Source organism: Pseudomonas sp. B19125, from assembly GCF_044218855.1.
Taxonomy (GTDB): Bacteria; Pseudomonadota; Gammaproteobacteria; order Pseudomonadales; family Pseudomonadaceae; genus Aquipseudomonas; species Aquipseudomonas edaphica.
Map to the genome: position 1 here is coordinate 2,001,671 of NZ_CP162589.1, position 19,617 is coordinate 2,021,287.

The window sequence follows — 19,617 nt, forward strand, 5'->3', positions numbered from 1 at the left end:
GTCTTTGCTGGGGTTAATGGCATGAGTGACGAGTGGAAAGCGCCCGAAAAGGCCGAAAGCGGTGATGATAAAAGCTGGAAGTTGTTGGAGAAGACCCTGCTGGCCAGTGTTCAGGAACAGCGCCGTGCACGGCGTTGGGGGATTTTCTTCAAGCTGCTGACGTTTATCTGGCTTATCGCCATGCTGGCGTTGTTCAGCCCGCTGGTGGACATGGAAAAAAGCGCCACCCGTGGCAACAACTACACCGCCTTAATCGACGTGAACGGGGTGATTGCCGATAAGGAGTCCGCCAGCGCCGATAATATCGTCGGCGGCCTGCGTGCAGCCTTCGAAGATCCCAAGGTCAAGGGCGTGATCCTGCGCATCAACAGCCCAGGCGGCAGCCCTGTGCAGTCTGGCTATGTGTATGACGAGATTCGCCGCCTGCGCGGGCTGCACCCGGATATCAAGCTGTACGCGGTGATTTCCGACCTGGGCGCCTCGGGTGCCTATTACATCGCCAGCGCTGCTGACCAGATCTATGCCGACAAGGCCAGCCTCGTCGGTTCCATTGGTGTGACAGCGGCCGGTTACGGCTTTGTCGGCACCATGGAGAAGTTGGGGGTGGAGCGTCGCACCTACACCTCGGGTGAGCACAAGTCTTTCCTGGACCCGTTCCAGCCACAAAAGGCCGATGAAACCCAGTTCTGGCAGGGCGTGCTCGACACCACCCATCGTCAGTTCATTGCCAGCGTGAAGCAGGGGCGCGGCGATCGTCTGAAAGACAAAGACCATCCGGAGCTGTTCTCCGGCCTGGTGTGGTCCGGTGAGCAAGCGTTGCCATTGGGTTTGATCGATGGCTTGGGCAGTGCCAGTTCGGTGGCGCGCGATGTGATTGGTGAGAAGGAGCTGGTGGACTTCACTGTTCAGGAATCGCCGTTTGATCGCTTCTCCAAGAAACTCGGCGCCAGTGTGGCGCAGAAGCTGGCCTACTACATGGGCTTCCAGGGCCCGACGCTGCGCTGAAATATCAGCTTTGTGGTAGTTCAAAATGTGGGAGCGGGCTTGCCCGCGATAGCGCCGGGTCAGTCGACATTGAAAGTGACTGGCCCACCGCTATCGCAGGCAAGCCAGCTCCCACAGTGGTTTTGGGGTGGGCCTAGGGGATTTGCACGCCTTCAGCCAGGAGCATGTCCACCAGTCGAATCAGTGGCAGGCCGATCAGGCTGGTCGCGTCCGGCCCTTCGGTACTCTGAAACAGGCTCACACCCAGCCCTTCGGCCTTGAAGCTGCCTGCGCAGTCATAAGGCTGTTCCACACGCAAATAACGCTCGATGCGTTCTACATCCAGTTCGCGCATCTGCACGGTAAACGGCACGCAATCTACCTGGCAGTGGCCCGTCTCACTGTTGAGCAGCGCCAGGCCAGTTAAAAAACTCACGCGTTTGCCGCTGGCTGCCAGCAATTGCTCGCGGGCGTTTTCAAAGGTATGAGGTTTGCCGATAATGCGGCCATCGAGCGCGGCCACCTGATCCGAGCCGATAATCAGGTGCCCTGGATGACTGGCGGCGAGGGCGCGGGCTTTCTCTTGCGCCAGGCGCTTGACCAGCTCAATGGCCGATTCATTTGCGCGATGGCTTTCGTCGATATCCGGCGAGCTGCAGATGAACGGTAGGTGCAGGCGGGCCAGCAATTCCCGGCGATAAACCGAGCTGGAAGCGAGTAATAAAGGCAGCATGGGTGTCTCCTCGAGGCAGCCGCCGATTCTAGCGGGGCGACCAGCTGACGCACAGGGCTGAATTTCCTTTGACATGGCTGGGTGCATCCCTATAATGCTGCGCCTATGTTGAATGACCCGATTCCACCTCACGTTGACCCGCGCAAATTGGCTGATCGTGGCACCACCCTTCAAGGTGAAGTGCTGCTGGCCGATTTGGAGAGACTCTGCGACCCGCTTTCCGACACTGTCGGTACGGTGCAGGCTAAATTCGTTTTTGAACGAGATGAACGTAAGTCTGTGGTAATCCACAGCTTTATCGACACCGAAGTCAAAATGGTTTGCCAGCGTTGTCTTGAGCTGGTCACCCTGCCGATCCACAGCGAATGCAGTTATGCTGTGGTGAAAGAGGGTGCGAATACCCAGTCGTTGCCGAAAGGTTATGACGTGCTGGAACTGGGCGAAGATCCTTTGGATCTGCATGCACTGATCGAGGAGGAGCTTTTGCTCGCCTTGCCCATTGTGCCTGCTCATCATCCGGAAGAATGCCAGCAGCCGGAGGGCCTTGATGACGAGGCCGAGCCGAGCGAGGACGAGGTAACGCGGTCCAACCCGTTCAGTGTATTGGCGCAGTTAAAGCGTGACCCAAACGTTTAGGAGTTAATCAATTATGGCTGTTCAGCAGAACAAAAAATCCCGCTCTGCCCGTGACATGCGTCGTTCGCACGATGCCCTGACGGCAAGCACTCTGTCCGTAGAAAAAACCACCGGTGAAGTTCACCTGCGTCACCACGTATCGCCAGAAGGCGTATACCGTGGCCGTAAAGTGATCGACAAGGGCGCTGACGAGTAATCACTTGTCTGCTCAAGTCATCGCGATTGACGCAATGGGCGGGGACTTCGGTCCCCGCAGCATTGTTCAGGCCTGCATTGCCAGCCTGTCCGCTACGCCCTCGCTGCACCTGACCCTCGTCGGTCAACATTCCCTACTTGAAGAACTGATTGCCAGCCATCCGGCGGTGGATCGCGCGCGCCTGACAGTTACTGCGGCCAGCGAAACCATCAGCATGGATGAAAAGCCCGCGGCGGCCTTGCGTGGCAAGCCCGACTCTTCAATGCGGGTGGCCCTTGGGTTGTTGCGTGATGGCAAGGTGCAAGCCTGTGTCAGTGCCGGCAATACCGGGGCGTTGATGGCGTTGTCGCGGCATGTGCTCAAGACGTTGCCGGGGATTGATCGGCCAGCGATGGTGGCGGCGATTCCGACGCAGAAAGGCTATTGCCAACTGCTGGACCTGGGTGCAAACGTCGATTGCAGTGCCGAGCACCTGCTCCAGTTCGCGGTGATGGGCTCGGTGGCCGCTGAGGCGTTGGGTGTGGTCCGGCCACGTGTGGCGTTACTCAATATCGGCACCGAGGACATCAAGGGTAATCAGCAGGTCAAGCTGGCTGCGACTTTGTTGCAGGGCGCACGGGGCTTGAACTACATCGGTTTTGTCGAAGGTGACGGCTTGTACCGAGGCGAGGCGGATGTAGTGGTGTGCGACGGTTTTGTCGGCAATATCCTGCTTAAGTCCAGCGAAGGCCTGGCGACTATGATTGCCACGCGTATCGAGGCCTTGTTCAAGCAGAACCTGGCCTCACGCATGGTCGGCGCGCTGGCGTTACCGTTGATGCGCCGCCTGCAGGCCGACCTGGCACCGGCACGGCATAATGGCGCGAGTTTTCTGGGGCTGCAGGGCATTGTGGTAAAAAGCCACGGCTCTGCAGGTGTGCAGGGCTTTCAAAGTGCGATTGCGCGGGCATTGATCGAGATCCAGGAAAACCTGCCGCAACGCTTGCAAGGGCGTCTTGAGGATCTGTTGCCTTAGGCGAATCGGCCCGGGAGTGCTTAAATGTGACCGGCCAGTTCAATTGACCATCCAATCTGTCAGTTTCGTTCGCGCCCACCTTCGGTGCGAGCATTTTTGACGACCAGATCATTAGGGGCTTGTTACATGTCTACATCCCTCGCATTCGTCTTTCCAGGGCAGGGTTCGCAGTCCCTCGGTATGTTGGCCGAGCTGGGCGCGCAACATCCACTGATCCTGGAAACTTTCAAGGAAGCTTCCGATGCCCTGGGTTACGACCTGTGGGCACTGACCCAGCAAGGGCCGGAAGAGCAACTCAATCAAACCGATAAAACCCAGCCGGCGATCCTGACCGCCTCGATCGCCCTGTGGCGCTTGTGGCTGGCCGAAGGCGGTGCGCGCCCGGCCTACGTCGCCGGTCACAGCCTGGGCGAGTACAGCGCCTTGGTGGCCGCCGGCAGCCTGACCCTCTCTGAAGCGGTCAAGCTGGTCGAGCGTCGTGGTCAGCTGATGCAAGAAGCTGTTCCGGCCGGGCAGGGCGGCATGGCCGCTATCCTCGGCCTGGACGACGCTGTGGTGATCGAAGCCTGTGCCGAAGCGGCCCAGGGCGAAGTGGTCAGCGCGGTGAACTTCAACTCCCCTGGCCAGGTGGTCATCGCTGGCGCCAAGGCCGCTGTCGAGCGCGCCATTGAAGGCTGCAAGGCCCGTGGTGCCAAGCGCGCCTTGCCGTTGCCGGTGAGCGTGCCGTCCCACTGCGAGCTGATGCGCCCGGCTGCCGAGCGTTTTGCCGAGTCCATCGCCGCCATCAATTGGCAAGCGCCGCAGATCCCGCTGGTGCAGAACGTCAGTGCGGCCGTTGCCGCCGACCTCGACACCCTCAAGCGCGACCTGCTGGAGCAGCTTTACAAGCCGGTACGCTGGGTTGAGTCGGTACAGACCCTGGCTGCCAATGGTGCCACTGAGTTGGTCGAGTGCGGCCCGGGCAAAGTCCTGGCCGGCCTGAACAAGCGCTGCGCCGATGGCGTGTCGACTGCCAACCTCAATACCCCGGATGCCTTCGCTGCCGCGCGCGCGGCACTGGCCTGAAACCCTTTAGGAGAAGCCTGCATGAGTCTGCAAGGTAAAGTTGCACTGGTTACTGGCGCAAGCCGTGGCATTGGCCAGGCGATCGCCCTGGAACTGGGCCGTCAAGGCGCCGTTGTGATCGGCACCGCCACTTCCGCTTCGGGCGCTGAGCGTATTGCTGCCACCTTGAAGGAAAACGGCGTACAGGGCACCGGTCTTGAGCTGAATGTGACCAGCGACGAGTCTGTTGCTGCTGTGCTGGCTGAAATTACTGCACAGTTCGGCGCACCGGCTATTCTGGTGAACAACGCCGGTATCACCCGTGACAACCTGATGATGCGCATGAAAGACGACGAGTGGTACGACGTGGTCGATACCAACTTGAACAGTCTGTTTCGCCTGTCCAAGGGCGTTTTGCGCGGCATGACCAAGGCGCGTTGGGGCCGAATTATCAATATTGGCTCCGTAGTGGGTGCCATGGGCAACGCAGGCCAAGTAAACTATGCCGCGGCCAAGGCCGGTCTGGAAGGTTTCAGCCGTGCATTGGCCCGTGAAGTCGGTTCGCGTTCGATTACGGTCAACTCGGTGGCCCCAGGGTTCATCGACACCGATATGACCCGCGAACTGCCGGAAGCTCAGCGTGAAGCTTTGCTGACCCAGATTCCGCTGGGCCGTCTGGGCCAGGCTCAAGAGATCGCAAATGTGGTCACTTTCCTGGCATCCGACGGTGCGGCATACGTGACTGGGGCTACAATCCCGGTGAACGGCGGGATGTACATGAGTTAAATTGTGACGGATCGCTTCAAAAAAATGTCATACGAGCTGTCTAAAATCCGTTATAAAGCTGCAACTTAATTTATAGGCAGGTGGTCGGTCGGGTACGAGGGTGAAGCTTTCAGTTGAAAAGCTGAAAAGGCTTTCTATACACTTACCCACTGGCCAGCTGCCTGAATTTGTCCATTAGGAGTTAAACAAGGTATGAGCACCATCGAAGAGCGCGTCAAGAAAATCGTTGCCGAGCAACTGGGCGTTAAAGAAGAAGAAGTGACCAACTCCGCTTCCTTCGTTGAAGACCTGGGTGCCGATTCCCTTGACACCGTTGAGCTGGTGATGGCTCTGGAAGAGGAATTCGAGACCGAAATCCCGGACGAAGAAGCTGAAAAAATCACTACTGTTCAAGCTGCTATCGACTACGTTACTGCCCACCAGGCGTAATAGTTTGTAGTCGTCGCTTGCTGTCAGGGAAAAACCGCACTGCTGTAACGGCGTGCGGTTTTTTCTTTAAGCGGTGATGAAAAGTAAGCTGCGAAGCAAAGTGTCGTCATTAGAAAAAGGAGAGTGCTGTGTCGCGTAGACGCGTCGTAGTCACCGGTATGGGTATGTTGTCGCCACTGGGTACGGATGTGCCGAGCAGTTGGCAGGGCATTCTGGCTGGCCACAGTGGTATCGGTCTGATCGAACACACGGACCTTTCAGCCTATTCCACCCGTTTTGGCGGCTCGGTAAAGGGCTTCAATGTCGAGGAATATCTCTCGATCAAAGAATCCCGCAAGCTCGACCTGTTCATTCAATACGGCCTGGCAGCCGGTTTTCAGGCGGTGCGTAATGCCGGCCTGGAAGTCACCGACGCCAACCGTGAGCGCATCGGCGTGGCCATGGGTTCGGGTATTGGCGGTTTGACCAATATCGAAGAAACCAGCCGCACGCTGCACGATTCCGGCCCCCGTCGAATTTCACCGTTCTTCGTGCCGGGCTCGATCATTAATATGATTTCCGGTTTCCTGTCCATCCACTTGGGTGCCCAGGGACCTAACTACGCCATTGCCACGGCGTGCACCACCGGCACGCACTGCATCGGCATGGCGGCGCGTAACATTGCCTATGACGAAGCCGACGTGATGATCGCCGGTGGCGCCGAAATGGCTGCCTGCGGCCTCGGCATGGGTGGCTTCGGCGCGTCCCGTGCGCTGTCGACGCGCAATGACGAGCCGACTCGCGCCAGCCGTCCGTGGGACAAGGGCCGTGATGGCTTCGTACTGTCCGACGGTGCCGGTGCGCTGGTACTCGAAGAGCTGGAGCACGCCAAGGCGCGCGGTGCCACCATCTACGCCGAGTTGATTGGCTTCGGCATGAGCGGTGACGCCTACCACATGACCTCGCCGCCGTCCGACGGTGCCGGTGCTGCGCGTTGCATCACCAACGCTTTGCGCGACGCGAAGGTCAACGCCAACCAGGTGCAGTACATCAATGCCCACGGCACTTCGACCCCGACGGGCGACCTGGCGGAAGCCGAAGCCATCAAGTCGGTGTTCGGTGAGCACGCCTACAAGCTGGCGGTCAGCTCCACCAAGTCCATGACCGGCCACCTGTTGGGTGCGGCGGGCGCGGTCGAGGCGATCTTCAGCGTCATGGCCATCAAGGATCAGGTCGCTCCGCCGACCATCAACCTCGATGAGCCGGACGAAGGCTGCGACCTCAACTTCGTGCCTCACGAAGCGCAGCCGATGCCGATCGATGTGGTGATCTCCAACTCGTTCGGTTTCGGTGGCACCAACGGTTCCCTGGTGTTCCGCCGGTTCGCCGAGTGATGCACAGCTGGGTCGACGGTCAGCCAGCGGACAACGTGCCCCTGAAAGACCGTGGCCTGGCGTATGGCGATGGCCTGTTCGAGACCATCGCCGTCAAGGCCGGGCAGCCGGTGCTGCTCGACCGCCACCTGCAACGCCTGGAGGCGGGTTGCAGGCGCCTGGCCCTGGTTGCGGACCAGACGCTGATCCGCAGCGAAGTGCTGGCCTATGCTGCAGCCATGGGTAATGGCGTACTCAAATTGATCCTCACCCGTGGCGACAGCCTGCGCGGCTATGGCATCAACCCTGGCGTCCCCGTGCGCCGTATCTTGCAGGGCAATCCGCCCGCTGCTTATCCTATGGCCCATGCAACCGATGGCATCCGCCTGTTTGCGTGCGCCACTCGCTTGGCCGAGCAGCCGTTGCTGGCCGGTCTCAAGCACCTTAATCGTCTTGAACAGGTGATCGCCCGCGCCGAATGGCAGGACGCCGAACATGCCGAGGGCTTGATGCTGGATATGTCCGGCCGCGTCATCGAAGGGGTGTTCAGCAATCTGTTTATGGTGCGCAATGGCTTGTTACTAACCGCTGATCTGAATCGTTGCGGGGTTGCCGGTGTCATGCGCGCGGAGATTCTGGCGCAGGCGCAAACCCTGGGCATCCCGGTGGCCGTGGCCGACATCAGCATGGACCAGTTGCAACAGGCCGACGAAGTTTTCGTGTGCAACAGCGTTTATGGCATTTGGCCCGTACGTGGTTGCGCCGGGATGAGCTGGTCGGTTGGGCCGCTCACCCGTAAACTGCAGGGCATTGTTCGCGCGCTATTGGAAATTTGAGTTGATACGAAAACTGGTTTTACTGCTGCAGATCAGCCTGGTCTCGGCAGGCTTGCTGCTGGGCTTCTCGGCCTGGAAGCTCGACTCTGCGCTGAAGCAGCCCCTGAATCTGACCCAGGAACAATTGCTGGATGTACCCGCCGGGGCAACCCCCACGGGCACCTTCAATCGCCTTGAAACCGAAGGCGTGCTGGATGGCGCCTTCTGGTTGCGCCTGTACTGGCGCTTCAACCTCGAGGGCCAGCCGCTGCACAGCGGCGAATACCGCATGACCCCAGGCCTGACTGCCGAAGGCCTGATCGGCTTGTGGCAGCGTGGTGAAGTGGTGCAATACAGCCTGACATTGGTGGAAGGCTGGAACTTCCGCCAGGTGCGTTCAGCGTTGGCCAAACACGAAAAGATCGTGCAGACCCTGTCGGGGCTGAGCGACAACGAAGTGATGGACAAGCTCGGCCACCCTGGCGTGTTTCCCGAAGGGCGATTCTTTCCTGACACCTACCGCTTCGTGCGCGGCATGACCGATGTCGAATTCCTGAAAAAAGCCTACAACCGCCTGGATGATGTACTGGCCCAGGAATGGAGCCAACGCGCCGCCGATGCACCGTATACCGACCCTTACCAGGCGCTGATCATGGCCTCCCTGGTAGAAAAGGAAACCGGTGTGCCGCAAGAGCGCGGCCAGATCGCCGGGGTGTTCGTGCGCCGCCTGAAAATCGGCATGCTGCTGCAGACCGACCCTACGGTGATCTACGGCCTGGGCGAGCGCTACACCGGCAAGCTGACCCGCGCGCACCTCAAGGAAGCCAACCCCTATAACACCTACATGATTGCCGGCCTGCCGCCGACGCCGATCGCCATGGTCGGCCGCGAGGCGATCCATGCCGCCTTGAACCCGGTGGCCGGCAGCAGCCTGTACTTCGTGGCCCGGGGCGATGGCAGCCATATTTTCTCCGATGACCTGGATGCGCATAATGCCGCCGTGCGTGAGTTCCAGCTCAAGCGCCGCGCCGATTATCGCTCCAGCCCGGCACCGGCGGTAAAACCGCCCGAAGACGCGACACCACCGGCCGATGCCGCGCCGGTTGAAAAAACCGCCGAGCCAGCGCCGGACGCCGCTGCGCCGCAAAGCCCGCAATGACTCTGACTAAGGACTGCCTGTGACTGGCTTGTTTATTACCCTGGAAGGCCCGGAAGGCGCCGGCAAAAGCACCAACCGCGATTACCTGGCCGAGCGTTTGCGCGCTGAAGGCATCGAGGTGCTGTTGACCCGTGAGCCCGGCGGTACGCCGCTGGCCGAGCGCATTCGTGAAGTGTTGCTGGCAACAGGTGAAGAACAGATGAACCCGGACACTGAGCTGCTGTTGGTGTTTGCCGCCCGCGCCCAGCATTTGGCCGAAGTGATTCGCCCGGCCCTGGCACGGGGTGCTGTGGTGATTTGCGACCGTTTTACCGACTCCACTTATGCTTACCAGGGCGGCGGGCGCGGCTTGTCCCTTGAGCGCATCGCCAGTCTGGAGGCTTTCGTCCAAGGCGACTTGCGCCCCGACCTGACCCTGCTGTTCGACCTGCCGATCGAAGTCGGCATGGCTCGCGCCAGTGCCCGTGGGCGCTTGGATCGGTTCGAGCTGGAAGGTTCGACATTCTTCAATGCGGTCCGTAGCGCGTTCCTGCAGCGCGCCAAGGCTGAGCCTGCGCGTTACTCCTTACTGGACGCAGCCCAGCCACTGGCGCAGGTACAGCAGGCCATCGATGCTCTGCTGCCCGAACTTCTGGAGCGCGCCCGTGGCTGAAGCCTACCCGTGGCAGGACAGCCTCTGGCAGCAATTGGCCGGGCGCGCCCAGCATGCCCATGCCTATTTGCTGCACGGCCCCATCGGCATCGGCAAGCGCGCCCTGGCCGAGCGCCTGATGGCCAGCCTGCTGTGCAAGCAACCGATCAACCTGGAAGCCTGCGGCGAGTGCAAATCCTGTCTGTTGCTCAAGGCCGGCAGCCACCCCGACAACTACCTGCTCGAACCTGAAGAGGCCGATAAGGCGATCAAGGTCGATCAGGTGCGTGACCTTGTCAGCTTTGTGGTGCAGACCGCACAAATGGGCGGGCGCAAAGTAGTACTGATCGAACCGGTGGAGGCGATGAACATCAACGCCGCCAACGCCTTGCTCAAGAGCCTGGAAGAACCGTCGGGCGACACCGTGCTGTTGCTGGTGAGCCACCAGTCCAGCCGCTTGTTGCCAACCATCCGCAGCCGTTGCGTGCAGCAGGCCTGCCCGCTGCCGAGCGAGGCCATGAGCCTGCAATGGCTGGCGCAGGCGCTGCCGGAATGTTCTGCCGACGAACGGGTCGAGTTGCTGACCCTGGCTGCCGGTTCACCCTTGGCGGCGGTTAAGCTGCAGGCCCAAGGCGTGCGTGAGCAACGCGCACTGGTGGTGGATGGCGTCAAGAAGCTGCTCAAGCAGGAACAGTCCGCCACGCAACTGGCCGAAGGCGCCTGGAAGGATATCCCGTTGCTGTTGCTGTTCGACTGGTTCTGTGACTGGTCGAGCCTGATCCTGCGCTACCAGTTAACCCAGGACGAAAATGGCCTCGGCCTGCCGGACATGCGCAAAGTGGTGCAGTACCTGGCGCAAAAAAGCGCCCAGGACAAGGTGCTGAACATCCAGGACTGGATTTTGGCCCAGCGCCAGAAAGTCCTCGGCAAAGCCAACCTCAACCGCGTGCTGTTGCTCGAAGCACTGCTGGTGCAGTGGGTGGGTTTGCTCGGCCGGCGTTAATTTCCGTGGCCGACGGGTGTATCGTTGGCCAGACACTTTCCATGAATTAAGTCGTACTTTCCTATGCTCGTAGATTCCCACTGCCACCTTGATCGCCTCGACCTCGCCCAACACGGCGGCTCCCTCGACGCCGCCCTGGAAGCGGCACGCCAGCGTGGGGTAGGGCACTTCCTGTGCATCGGCGTGAGCGCGGAGAATGCCGCCGACGTCAAAGCCTTGGCTGATCGATATGCCGATGTCGATTGTTCGGTCGGTATCCACCCGCTGGACCTCAAGCCGGGTGAAGCGCCGGCCCTGGATTGGCTCTTGAGCGAGCTCAACCACCCACGCGTGGTGGCGATTGGCGAAACCGGCCTGGATTACCACTACGAGCCTGAAGCCGCCGAGCTGCAGCAAGCCTCCTTCCGCCTGCACCTGCAAGCGGCCCGGCAGACTGGCAAACCCGTGATCGTCCACACCCGAGGCGCTCGCGCTGACACCCTCACGCTGTTGCGCGAAGCTGCCTTGCCCCAGGCCGGCGTGCTGCATTGCTTTACCGAAGACTGGGACATGGCCAAGGCCGCGCTGGACCTGGGTTTCTATATCTCCCTGTCGGGCATCGTCACCTTCCGCAACGCCGACGCCTTGCGTGACGTGGCGCGTCAGGTGCCGGCCGACCGCCTGCTGGTGGAAACGGATTCGCCTTATCTTGCGCCGATTCCCCATCGCGGCAAGCCAAACCTGCCGGAATACGTGCGTGATGTAGCCGATTACCTGGCGATGCTGCGCGGCGAATCCGTTGAGCGCTTTGCCGAGCAGACCACCGAGAACTTCAAGCGTCTGTTTCCGCTGGCGCACGTGGCCGGTTGAGGCGACCAAATCGCAGGCAAAAAAAACCCGGGTTCTGGGGGGTGAATCCGGGCTAAGACCATTAGGAGTAAAACAAGGGCACACAGTCCGTCGGTACCCAGGTCGACGCGTCACTTGGGGGAGATGTCACGCCGACAGTTCAAGTATTGATCAGTATCCGATTCAGTCCAGTCGCGATTGGTCGTTTTTTAAACAGATTTGGAATACGCGCGCTTCGCTTGAGTTCTCATTGAGCGGATGCACGGCTGTAGTTGTTGCGTATTATTTCTGACTGATACCCGGCCATTCGTTGGCGCGCTGAAACTAAAGTGCGCGGTGGGTTCACATAGGCGTTGCCCAACGACCGTTCAGTCGGGATAATCCCTCGCATCGGGTAAATCGTATCGCCACGTATCCGTGGCCCTGCGTAACCCTCCCTAATTCCGACCTCTGCAGACCTCTTCCTCATGCACAAAGAACCCCGTAAGGTCCGTGAGTTTCGCCGCCGTGAGCAGGAAATTCTCGACACCGCGCTCAAGTTGTTCCTCGAACAAGGTGAAGACAGCGTCACCGTCGAGATGATTGCGGATGCCGTGGGTATCGGCAAAGGCACGATCTACAAACACTTCAAATCCAAGGCCGAGATCTACCTGCGGCTGATGCTCGACTACGAGCGCGATTTGAACGAGCTGTTGCATTCGGCTGATGTGGACAAGGACAAGGAGGCGCTGTCACGCGCCTATTTCGAGTTCCGCATGCGTGACCCGCAGCGCTACCGCCTGTTTGACCGCCTGGAAGAAAAGGTGGTCAAGGGGCATCAGGTGCCGGAAATGGTCGAGGAGCTGCACAAGATCCGCGCCTCGAACTTCGAGCGCCTCACCCTGCTGATCAAGGGCCGCATCAGCGAAGGCAAGCTGGAAGACGTACCGCCGTATTTCCACTACTGCGCCGCCTGGGCATTGGTACATGGCGCCGTTGCGCTGTACCACTCGCCGTTCTGGAGCAATGTGCTGGAAGATCAGGAAGGTTTCTTCCAGTTCCTGATGGACATTGGCGTACGCATGGGCAACAAGCGCAAGCACAGCACTGAGCTGCCGAGCGCTGAGCCCAAGAGCGGCGACGCTCCCGCTGTTTAAGCTATTCCCGACAGTGATGGCGCAATGATTTGCTGCCGCTTGCAGTACCCCAGGAATATACTCAGGCAAGGACGCTTGCTAAAAGCTGATTTTTCAGTCAGCTTTTAGCGCGCCTGAACCATCCTCTGCCGGAGTGTTCCATGATCGTTGATCGTCAAGGCAGGCGATTTCGCAATTTGCGGATCAGCCTGACCTCAGCCTGCAATTACGCGTGTACCTACTGCGTGCCAAACGGCAAGCGGCTGGTGGCTGCCCAGGACGAACTCTCGGCCGAGGCCATGGCGCGTGGCGTTGCCTATCTGATCGAAGCTGCCGGCATCGAGCGTTTGCGCATCACCGGCGGTGAACCGCTGGTCAGCCCCAAGCTGGAAGCCTTCATGGGCGCCGTGGGCGGCATGGGCCTCAGTGATATCAGCCTGACCACTAACGGCCAACTGCTGGCGCGCAAGTTGCCACTGCTGGTCGACGCCGGTATTCGGCGCATCAACGTGTCCCTCGATACCCTGGATGCTGACGCTTTCCGCAGCATCGCCCGTGGCGGCGACCTGGCCACCGTGCTCGATGGCATGGACCAGGCCCGCGCCGCCGGCATCAAGATCAAAGTCAATATGGTGCCGCTGCGCGGGCAGAACCTCGACCAGGTGATGCCGCTGCTCGACTACTGCCTGGAGCGCGGCTACGAGCTGCGCTTTATCGAATTGATGCGCATGGGCCACCTGGCCAAGGATTCCAATGCGTTCCTGCAGCAGTTCGTCAGCTTGCAGCAACTGCTCAGCCTGATCGGCGAACATCACGAATACCTGCAAGCCAACGCGCCGATTGATGCCACGGCGGTGCGCTATGAAGTGCCGGGCAAGGGCTTCTTTGGCGTGATCGCAAATGAAAGCGTGCCGTTCTGCCGCACCTGCTCGCGCCTGCGCTTGTCGTCTACCGGTTGGTTGCATGGCTGTTTGTCGTCGAGTAACCGCCATTACGTGGGCGACCTGCTGGACCAGCCACGTCATCAGGCGCTGCCGGCATTGCAAGGGTTGCTGATGAAAGCGCTGGGCGACAAGCAGGAAGTGGCCTTCTCTGGCGGCGCGACGGTCATGAAGATCATCGGCGGCTAACACCGCACACAATCGAATGTAGGAGCAGGCTTTTTGTGGGAGCTGGCTTGCCTGCGATTGCATCACCTCGGTGTACTTGATGTACCTGGGTGTCTGCATCGCAGGCAAGCCAGCTCCCACATTTGGTTATGCATCGTTCTTGAATGGCGCGGATTCTGCATTAAGTGCCCATTCGCCGGTTTTCCGTCACCGGCTTCTGGAGGATTAGGATGCGTAGTCTGGTTTTGTTGCTGGCGTCAGTGGCGCTGAGTGGCTGCATGACCGTCAGCGATATGGCCGAAGGCACCCGCTATCAAATGAGCGACGCCGGGCTGCTGGACCACAGTGATACCCGCCGTACCGCGTCGGTGCGCATACAGCCGGACTCCTTTGTGTTTATTGCCCAAGGCGCTTTTGTACCGCCGGGCAGTGCCTATCCGCGACCTAACGTGGTGGCCGAAGAAGCCTTCAACGGCTTCGTCGAATATTTCCCGATGGTGCGCCGCGCCCGCAAGCCGGAAGGCCTCGAACAAGCCATGGCCGAAGCCCGTGCGGCAGGCGCTCACTACCTGCTCTATTGCCGCTTTGCGGCAGCCGATGACCGTATTGGCAATGCCGATGAGTGGACCGACCAGCAAGCGTTGGACCGTGTCGGCCTGGACAGCGGCGTGATCCAGATCATGTTGATCGAGACCAGCACCCAGTATTTGATTGATACTGCACGCATTCGCAGTCGTGGCGGTTTACTGACGTTCCACGACAACAAGCCAGAAGACTTGATTGCCCGCCCGCTGGCCCAATACGCCCGTGGCCTGTTGGGGATGGGTGATCAATAAAAATCCAGAGGAGAACCCTATGACCGATTCCGCCAAGGCCAATGATCTATTGGCCCAACTGCCCAAGGGCAAGGGGCCGGCGCCGGTACACCTGTGGAACCCGGATTTTTGCGGCAACATCGACATGCGCATCGTCCGTGACGGCACTTGGTTTTACCAAGGCACGCCGATCGGGCGTAAGCCGATGGTCAAGTTGTTCTCCAACATCATTCGCCGCGATGGCGATGAGTATTTCCTGGTCACTCCCGTGGAAAAGGTCGGTATCAGCGTCGATGATGCGCCCTTTGTCGCGGTAACGCTGGAAGTCGAAGGGCAGGGCGAAAGCCAGGTGCTGCGCTTCACCACCAATGTCGACGAGGACATTGAAGCGGGCCTTGAACACCCCTTGCGCGTGGTAATCGACCCGATCACCCAAGAACCCGCGCCCTACCTGCGAGTGCGCACCAACCTTGAAGCCCTTGTGCATCGCAACGTGTTTTACCAGTTGGTCGAACTGGCGGTCAGCCGTCCGATCAACGGTCAGAACTGGCTTGGTGTCTGGAGCGGCGGGGAATTTTTCCGCATTGGCCTCGAACCCTGAGACTGGCTTTTTCATCACCCTGAAATAATTCGCTTGCTGTTGTCGGGCGCTTTCGGTTATCAATTTGTACATGATTAGACATGTCCGATTTGATAAGAAAAAACGCGTCGTCGACGAACTCATCCGCCGTATCGAAGGTGGAGTGATGGCCGACGGTTTCCTGCTGCCGGGCGAGCATCAACTGGCCGAGGAGTTTGCGGTCAGCCGTGGCACCTTGCGCGAAGCCCTGGCTGAGCTCAAACGGCGCAACTACATCGCCACGCAAAGCGGCGTCGGCTCCATCGTCACCTTTGATGGCATGGTGCTCGACCAACGCAGTGGCTGGGCACAGGCGCTGGCCGATACCGGCGCACTGGTCACCACCGACATCCTGCGGCTGGAAGCCGTGACACGACCGGACCTGCTCAGCCGTTTTGGCAGCGACCAATTTATCGCCCTCGACCGCCGTCGGCGCACCACCGATGGCACCGCCGTTTCTCTGGAGCGTTCGTTGATGCCTGCTACCGGTGGCCTGGAAAGCCTGCCCCGTGTCGGCCTGATCGACAACTCCCTCACCATCACGCTGGCCGCTTACGGCTACGTGGGCGCCGAAGGGGACCAGTGGATCGGTGCCGAGCCCTTGAGCGATGAAGACGCCGAGTTGCTCGGTCGCCCAGCCGGTACGGTGTTTCTCAAAGCCTCGCGCACTACCTACGACCGCCGCGAGCGTCTCATGGAGTATGTCGAAAGCTTGCTCGACCCTATGCACTTTCGCCTGCACCTGCAGTTTGGAGCTTCGAAATGACCGCGCAAAATCGCGCCCTCGGTGCCTTCTACGGCCTGGCCCTGGGCGATGCATTGGGCATGCCCACCCAGTCATTGAGTCGCGAGCAGGTGCAACAGCGCTTCGGGGCCATCACCGCTCTGCAAGATGCTGGTGCCGACCAACCCATCGCGCCGAATATGCTTGCCGGCTCGATCACCGATGACACCGAGCAGGCGATTCTGGTCGGTGAATTGCTGGTGCAAGGGCAGGGCAAGATCGAGCCCACGGTACTCGCCCAACGCCTGATCGAGTGGGAGGCGGCGATGCGTGCCAAAGGTTCCCAGGACTTGCTCGGGCCGTCGACCAAACGCGCCATCGACATGATCCTGGCCGGCCACACCCCGGAAGAATCCGGGCGCTACGGCACCACCAATGGCGCCGCGATGCGCATCACGCCGGTCGGCATTGCCGCCGACGTCAGCGACCCGGCGCAGTTTATCCAGGCGGTGATCCAGGCCTGCCAGGTCACCCATAACACCAACCTGGGCATTTCCAGCGCGGCGGCGGTGGCGGCAGTGGTTTCGGCAGGTATCAACGGTGTGGATTTGGGTGAAGCCCTGAACATTGGCACCCAGCTCGCGCAGCAGGCCGAAGGCCATGGCCATTGGATTGCCGGTGGGCGGATTTCCACGCGCATCAGTTGGGCGCGCACCTTGAGCGTCGGCAGCGGCGACAAAGCCCTGTTTGCCGATCTGCTTTACGAACTGATTGGCACCTCGGTCGCTTCCCAGGAATCGGTGGTGGTGTCGTTTGCCCTCGCCCAGCAAGTGGCGGTGGGCGACATGAATGCCGTCGAGGCGCTGTGCCTGGCGGCCAGCCTTGGCGGCGATACCGACACCATTGCCGCCATGTTGGGCGCGATGTTGGGCGCGTGTCTTGGGATGCAGTGCTGGCCTGAGGCGATGATTGAGCAGGTCAAGCAGGTCAATGGTTTGGATTTGCAACCACTGGTGCAGAGGCTGCTGCAATTGCGCTGATCACCACCGATCAAAAAATGTGGGAGCTGGCTTGCCTGCGATAACGGTGTGCCAGCCACTGATGCACTCACTGAAAGACCGCTATCGCAGGCAAGCCAGCCCCCACCTTAAATCGTGTTTGAGTCAGGACGACCGCTTAAAGCTTTGACTATCTGCCACAACCACAACAATACAGGCACCAGGAGCACCCCTCATGAGCAGCACTTCTTCCGGCCAAAGTGCCGGGCAATTGGAAACACGCGGCATCGAACCGGTCCCCGAAGGCGAGTGCAATGGCCATCCGCTGCAACTGTTCTGGGTGTGGTTCGCGGCTAACATCAGCATCCTCGGCTTGCCGCTCGGCGCGACCCTGGTGGCGTTTCGTGGCCTGGCGATCTGGCAGGCGATCATTGTGGCGATTCTCGGCGCCGCCGGCTCCTTTGCCGTGGTGGGCATCATCTCGATTGCCGGCCGTCGCGGCCGCGCGCCGAGCCTGACGCTGTCGCGCGCCATCTTCGGTGTGCGCGGCAATATCGGTCCCACGCTGGTCTCGCTGATGTCGCGCCTGGGTTGGGAAACCGTCAACACCACCACGGCCGCCTTTGTGCTGCTGTCGTTGTGTTCGATCCTGTTCGGCTCGCCGGTCGAAGCCAAAAGCGCGCCGGTGCTCACGCTGATCTTCATCGCGATTTTCGTGCTGCTGACCCTGTCGGTATCCGGCCTCGGCCACGCCACCTTGCTGGTGATCCAGAAGTGGGCCACCTACGTGTTCGGCGCGTTGAATATCCTGGTGGGCGGCTTCCTCTGCGCCACCATCGACTGGAGCGCGGTGTTCAACGCCACCCCGGCGCCGCTGAGCGCCATGATCATTGGCGTCGGCACTATGGCCGCCGGTACCGGTATCGGCTGGGCCAACGCCGGTGCCGACATGTCGCGCTACCAGCACCGCAGCGTCAAGGCCGTGCGTCTGGTGGCGTCTGCCGCATTTGGTGCGGGCATTCCGCTGGTGCTGTTGATCACCCTCGGCGGCCTGCTGTCGGTGGGCAACAACGACCTTGCGTCGGCCACCGACCCGATCATCGCGATCCGCGACATGCTGCCGACCTGGATGGCCGTGCCGTACTTGATCACCGCGTTCGGCGGGCTGTTGCTCTCCAATAACCTCTCGGTGTACTCGGCCGGTCTCACCACCTTGACCTTGGGCCTCAAGGTCAAGCGCGTGCACGCGGTGATCGTCGATATCGTGGCGATCTTCGCCGGCTCCATTTACTTCATGCTGATCGCCGACAGTTTCTATGGCCCGTTCATCACCTTCATCTCGCTACTGGCCGTGCCCATCACCGCCTGGGTCGGGATCTTTGTGGTCGACCTGATTCACCGTCACTACTACAGCCCCAAAGACCTGCTGGACGTAAGCCCAAGCAGCGCCTACTGGTATCGCGGCGGCGTGGAATGGCGTGCATTCGGCGCCTGGGCTGTGGCGATTGTGCTGGGTTTCAGCTTCACCACCATCGGCACCACCGCCGAAAATATCTGGTTCGCCGGGCCTTTGTCCGACTCCTGGCTGGGCCACAACGGCCTGGGCTGGATCGTCACCTTCCTGGTGGCTGGTGGGATTTATGCAGTACTGGGCGGCGCAGCTGACCGTCGCCCGGCTTTGCTAGAGCGCGCTAATGTCTAGATTGCTGCACACCGGCCAGGTCATCGTCGACCTGGTCATGGCCCTCGACACACTGCCTGCAACCGGCGGCGATGTGCTGGCGCAATCGGCCAGTTTCGAAGCCGGCGGGGGCTTCAACGTGATGGCTGCCGCCCGGCGCAATGGTTTGCCGGTGGTTTACCTCGGCCGCCATGGCCACGGCCGCTTCGGCGACCTGGCGCGCGCCGCGATGCAGGCCGAGGGCGTGGAAATGGCCCAGCCGGCCAGCGAGGGCAAGGACACCGGGTTGTGCGTGTCGCTGACCGAGGCCAGTACCGAGCGCACGTTCATTTCGCATATCGGCGCTGAAGGGGATTTGCGCGCAGAGGACCTGGCGGGCGTGGTGCCGCGCGCGGACGACTATGTGTACGTCAGCGGCTACAGCCTGTTGCTCGAAGGCAAGGCCCAGGCATTGCTCGATTGGCTGCTGGTGCTGCCGCGTGAAATCACCGTGGTGTTCGACCCGGGGCCGTTGGTCAAGGCGCCGGACTCGGCCTTGATGGTTGCCTTGCTGCCGCGCATTGATATCTGGACCAGCAATGGCCCGGAAGCCCTGGCGTTTAGCGGCGCCAGTACGCTGGCCGAAGCGCTGCGCGAACTCAACCGTCACTTGCCCGCCGAAGCGCTGCTGGTGGTGCGCGACGGGCCGAATGGCTGCTGGGTGAGTCGCCACGGCAAGGCCGAGCATGTGCCGGGTTTCAAGGTGCAGGCGGTGGACAGCAACGGCGCGGGCGATGCCCATGCTGGTGTGTTTCTGGCGGGGCTGGCCAAGGGCTTGCAACCCTCGCAAGCAGCGCGTCGCGCGAATGCGGCAGCCGCTTTGGCGGTAACGCGTTGGGGGCCGGCGACTTCACCCGGTACTGACGAAGTGGATGCGTTGTTGGCAAAATAGGCGCTTACCCGCAC

Annotated in this window: 22 protein-coding genes; 21 read left to right on the plus strand and 1 reads right to left on the minus strand. The window is 60.7% G+C overall.

The window, feature by feature from the left end:
- The first annotated feature begins 21 nt into the window (after positions 1-21).
- Positions 22-1,005: a S49 family peptidase gene (locus tag AB4P96_RS09205; protein ID WP_395600700.1), complete on the plus strand. Its 984-nt coding sequence runs from the start codon at positions 22-24 to the stop codon at positions 1,003-1,005.
- Between the two features lie 133 nt (positions 1,006-1,138).
- Here AB4P96_RS09205 and AB4P96_RS09210 read toward each other — a convergent pair whose 3' ends face one another.
- A complete protein-coding gene (locus AB4P96_RS09210; RefSeq protein ID WP_017138368.1) occupies positions 1,139-1,717 on the minus strand; it encodes a nucleoside triphosphate pyrophosphatase in 579 nt (192 codons plus the stop codon).
- 105 nt (positions 1,718-1,822) lie between these two features.
- Between AB4P96_RS09210 and AB4P96_RS09215 the strand changes: the two genes are divergently transcribed.
- The 20 genes from AB4P96_RS09215 to AB4P96_RS09310 all read left to right on the plus strand — a co-directional run bounded on the left by AB4P96_RS09215 (position 1,823) and on the right by AB4P96_RS09310 (position 19,603).
- The gene (locus AB4P96_RS09215; RefSeq protein ID WP_005790551.1) at positions 1,823-2,353 is read left to right on the plus strand and encodes a YceD family protein; all 531 of its coding nucleotides are present in this window, start codon (positions 1,823-1,825) and stop codon (positions 2,351-2,353) included.
- 13 nt (positions 2,354-2,366) lie between these two features.
- Positions 2,367-2,549, plus strand: coding sequence for a 50S ribosomal protein L32 (rpmF, locus tag AB4P96_RS09220; RefSeq protein WP_004371305.1), 183 nt, complete (start codon positions 2,367-2,369; stop codon positions 2,547-2,549).
- A gap of 4 nt (positions 2,550-2,553) precedes the next feature.
- The gene (plsX, locus tag AB4P96_RS09225; RefSeq protein WP_170039849.1) at positions 2,554-3,564 is read left to right on the plus strand and encodes a phosphate acyltransferase PlsX; all 1,011 of its coding nucleotides are present in this window, start codon (positions 2,554-2,556) and stop codon (positions 3,562-3,564) included.
- Between the two features lie 126 nt (positions 3,565-3,690).
- Complete coding sequence (gene fabD, locus AB4P96_RS09230; RefSeq protein ID WP_099548165.1) at positions 3,691-4,629, plus strand: ACP S-malonyltransferase; 939 nt, start codon at positions 3,691-3,693, stop codon at positions 4,627-4,629.
- Positions 4,630-4,650: 21 nt separating this feature from the next.
- Complete coding sequence (gene fabG / locus AB4P96_RS09235) at positions 4,651-5,394, plus strand: 3-oxoacyl-ACP reductase FabG (protein ID WP_015885432.1); 744 nt, start codon at positions 4,651-4,653, stop codon at positions 5,392-5,394.
- Between the two features lie 192 nt (positions 5,395-5,586).
- The gene (acpP, locus tag AB4P96_RS09240; RefSeq protein ID WP_016973676.1) at positions 5,587-5,823 is read left to right on the plus strand and encodes an acyl carrier protein; all 237 of its coding nucleotides are present in this window, start codon (positions 5,587-5,589) and stop codon (positions 5,821-5,823) included.
- Positions 5,824-5,951: 128 nt separating this feature from the next.
- Positions 5,952-7,196: a beta-ketoacyl-ACP synthase II gene (gene fabF, locus AB4P96_RS09245; protein ID WP_017138365.1), complete on the plus strand. Its 1,245-nt coding sequence runs from the start codon at positions 5,952-5,954 to the stop codon at positions 7,194-7,196.
- The gene (gene pabC / locus AB4P96_RS09250) at positions 7,196-8,011 is read left to right on the plus strand and encodes an aminodeoxychorismate lyase (protein ID WP_395600701.1); all 816 of its coding nucleotides are present in this window, start codon (positions 7,196-7,198) and stop codon (positions 8,009-8,011) included. Before fabF ends, pabC begins: the two co-directional genes overlap by 1 nt.
- 1 nt (position 8,012) lies before the next feature.
- Entirely contained in the window at positions 8,013-9,149 is a 1,137-nt protein-coding gene (gene mltG, locus AB4P96_RS09255) for an endolytic transglycosylase MltG (RefSeq protein ID WP_099548163.1), read from the plus strand.
- Between the two features lie 19 nt (positions 9,150-9,168).
- Positions 9,169-9,801: a dTMP kinase gene (gene tmk, locus AB4P96_RS09260; RefSeq protein ID WP_017138363.1), complete on the plus strand. Its 633-nt coding sequence runs from the start codon at positions 9,169-9,171 to the stop codon at positions 9,799-9,801.
- The gene (locus tag AB4P96_RS09265) at positions 9,794-10,783 is read left to right on the plus strand and encodes a DNA polymerase III subunit delta' (RefSeq protein WP_099548162.1); all 990 of its coding nucleotides are present in this window, start codon (positions 9,794-9,796) and stop codon (positions 10,781-10,783) included. Before tmk ends, AB4P96_RS09265 begins: the two co-directional genes overlap by 8 nt.
- A 63-nt stretch (positions 10,784-10,846) precedes the next feature.
- Positions 10,847-11,632, plus strand: a complete 786-nt coding sequence (locus AB4P96_RS09270) for a TatD family hydrolase (protein ID WP_017138361.1) — start codon at positions 10,847-10,849, stop codon at positions 11,630-11,632.
- Between the two features lie 446 nt (positions 11,633-12,078).
- A complete protein-coding gene (locus tag AB4P96_RS09275; protein ID WP_017138360.1) occupies positions 12,079-12,747 on the plus strand; it encodes a TetR/AcrR family transcriptional regulator in 669 nt (222 codons plus the stop codon).
- A gap of 140 nt (positions 12,748-12,887) precedes the next feature.
- Entirely contained in the window at positions 12,888-13,856 is a 969-nt protein-coding gene (locus tag AB4P96_RS09280) for a GTP 3',8-cyclase MoaA (protein ID WP_017138359.1), read from the plus strand.
- Between the two features lie 209 nt (positions 13,857-14,065).
- Entirely contained in the window at positions 14,066-14,671 is a 606-nt protein-coding gene (locus tag AB4P96_RS09285) for a DUF4823 domain-containing protein (RefSeq protein WP_017138358.1), read from the plus strand.
- A 19-nt stretch (positions 14,672-14,690) separates the two neighbouring features.
- Positions 14,691-15,251 carry a DUF1285 domain-containing protein gene (locus tag AB4P96_RS09290; protein ID WP_395600702.1) on the plus strand — a complete coding sequence of 187 codons (561 nt, stop codon included), beginning with the start codon at positions 14,691-14,693 and terminating at the stop codon, positions 15,249-15,251.
- A 70-nt stretch (positions 15,252-15,321) separates the two neighbouring features.
- A complete protein-coding gene (locus tag AB4P96_RS09295; RefSeq protein ID WP_170039853.1) occupies positions 15,322-16,035 on the plus strand; it encodes a GntR family transcriptional regulator in 714 nt (237 codons plus the stop codon).
- Positions 16,032-17,033 (plus strand): ADP-ribosylglycohydrolase family protein, encoded by a 1,002-nt coding sequence (locus AB4P96_RS09300; protein ID WP_395600703.1) that lies wholly within the window; start codon positions 16,032-16,034, stop codon positions 17,031-17,033. Before AB4P96_RS09295 ends, AB4P96_RS09300 begins: the two co-directional genes overlap by 4 nt.
- 193 nt (positions 17,034-17,226) lie before the next feature.
- Complete coding sequence (locus AB4P96_RS09305) at positions 17,227-18,693, plus strand: purine-cytosine permease family protein (protein WP_395600704.1); 1,467 nt, start codon at positions 17,227-17,229, stop codon at positions 18,691-18,693.
- Positions 18,686-19,603 carry a PfkB family carbohydrate kinase gene (locus AB4P96_RS09310; protein ID WP_395600705.1) on the plus strand — a complete coding sequence of 306 codons (918 nt, stop codon included), beginning with the start codon at positions 18,686-18,688 and terminating at the stop codon, positions 19,601-19,603. The genes AB4P96_RS09305 and AB4P96_RS09310 overlap by 8 nt, the downstream gene beginning before the upstream one ends.
- The last annotated feature ends 14 nt before the right edge of the window (positions 19,604-19,617 follow it).

Coding starts and splice junctions, on each gene's coding strand:
- AB4P96_RS09300 (WP_395600703.1), top strand. CDS start 16,032: ATGACCGCGCAAAATCGCGCCCTCGGTGCCTTCTACGGCCTGGCCCTG.
- AB4P96_RS09205 (WP_395600700.1), top strand. CDS start 22: ATGAGTGACGAGTGGAAAGCGCCCGAAAAGGCCGAAAGCGGTGATGAT.
- AB4P96_RS09290 (WP_395600702.1), top strand. CDS start 14,691: ATGACCGATTCCGCCAAGGCCAATGATCTATTGGCCCAACTGCCCAAG.
- AB4P96_RS09215 (WP_005790551.1), top strand. CDS start 1,823: ATGTTGAATGACCCGATTCCACCTCACGTTGACCCGCGCAAATTGGCT.
- AB4P96_RS09295 (WP_170039853.1), top strand. CDS start 15,322: ATGATTAGACATGTCCGATTTGATAAGAAAAAACGCGTCGTCGACGAA.
- AB4P96_RS09310 (WP_395600705.1), top strand. CDS start 18,686: ATGTCTAGATTGCTGCACACCGGCCAGGTCATCGTCGACCTGGTCATG.
- fabG (WP_015885432.1), top strand. CDS start 4,651: ATGAGTCTGCAAGGTAAAGTTGCACTGGTTACTGGCGCAAGCCGTGGC.
- rpmF (WP_004371305.1), top strand. CDS start 2,367: ATGGCTGTTCAGCAGAACAAAAAATCCCGCTCTGCCCGTGACATGCGT.
- pabC (WP_395600701.1), top strand. CDS start 7,196: ATGCACAGCTGGGTCGACGGTCAGCCAGCGGACAACGTGCCCCTGAAA.
- AB4P96_RS09270 (WP_017138361.1), top strand. CDS start 10,847: ATGCTCGTAGATTCCCACTGCCACCTTGATCGCCTCGACCTCGCCCAA.
- AB4P96_RS09210 (WP_017138368.1), bottom strand. CDS start 1,717: ATGCTGCCTTTATTACTCGCTTCCAGCTCGGTTTATCGCCGGGAATTG.
- fabD (WP_099548165.1), top strand. CDS start 3,691: ATGTCTACATCCCTCGCATTCGTCTTTCCAGGGCAGGGTTCGCAGTCC.
- AB4P96_RS09285 (WP_017138358.1), top strand. CDS start 14,066: ATGCGTAGTCTGGTTTTGTTGCTGGCGTCAGTGGCGCTGAGTGGCTGC.
- AB4P96_RS09305 (WP_395600704.1), top strand. CDS start 17,227: ATGAGCAGCACTTCTTCCGGCCAAAGTGCCGGGCAATTGGAAACACGC.
- acpP (WP_016973676.1), top strand. CDS start 5,587: ATGAGCACCATCGAAGAGCGCGTCAAGAAAATCGTTGCCGAGCAACTG.
- AB4P96_RS09280 (WP_017138359.1), top strand. CDS start 12,888: ATGATCGTTGATCGTCAAGGCAGGCGATTTCGCAATTTGCGGATCAGC.
- AB4P96_RS09275 (WP_017138360.1), top strand. CDS start 12,079: ATGCACAAAGAACCCCGTAAGGTCCGTGAGTTTCGCCGCCGTGAGCAG.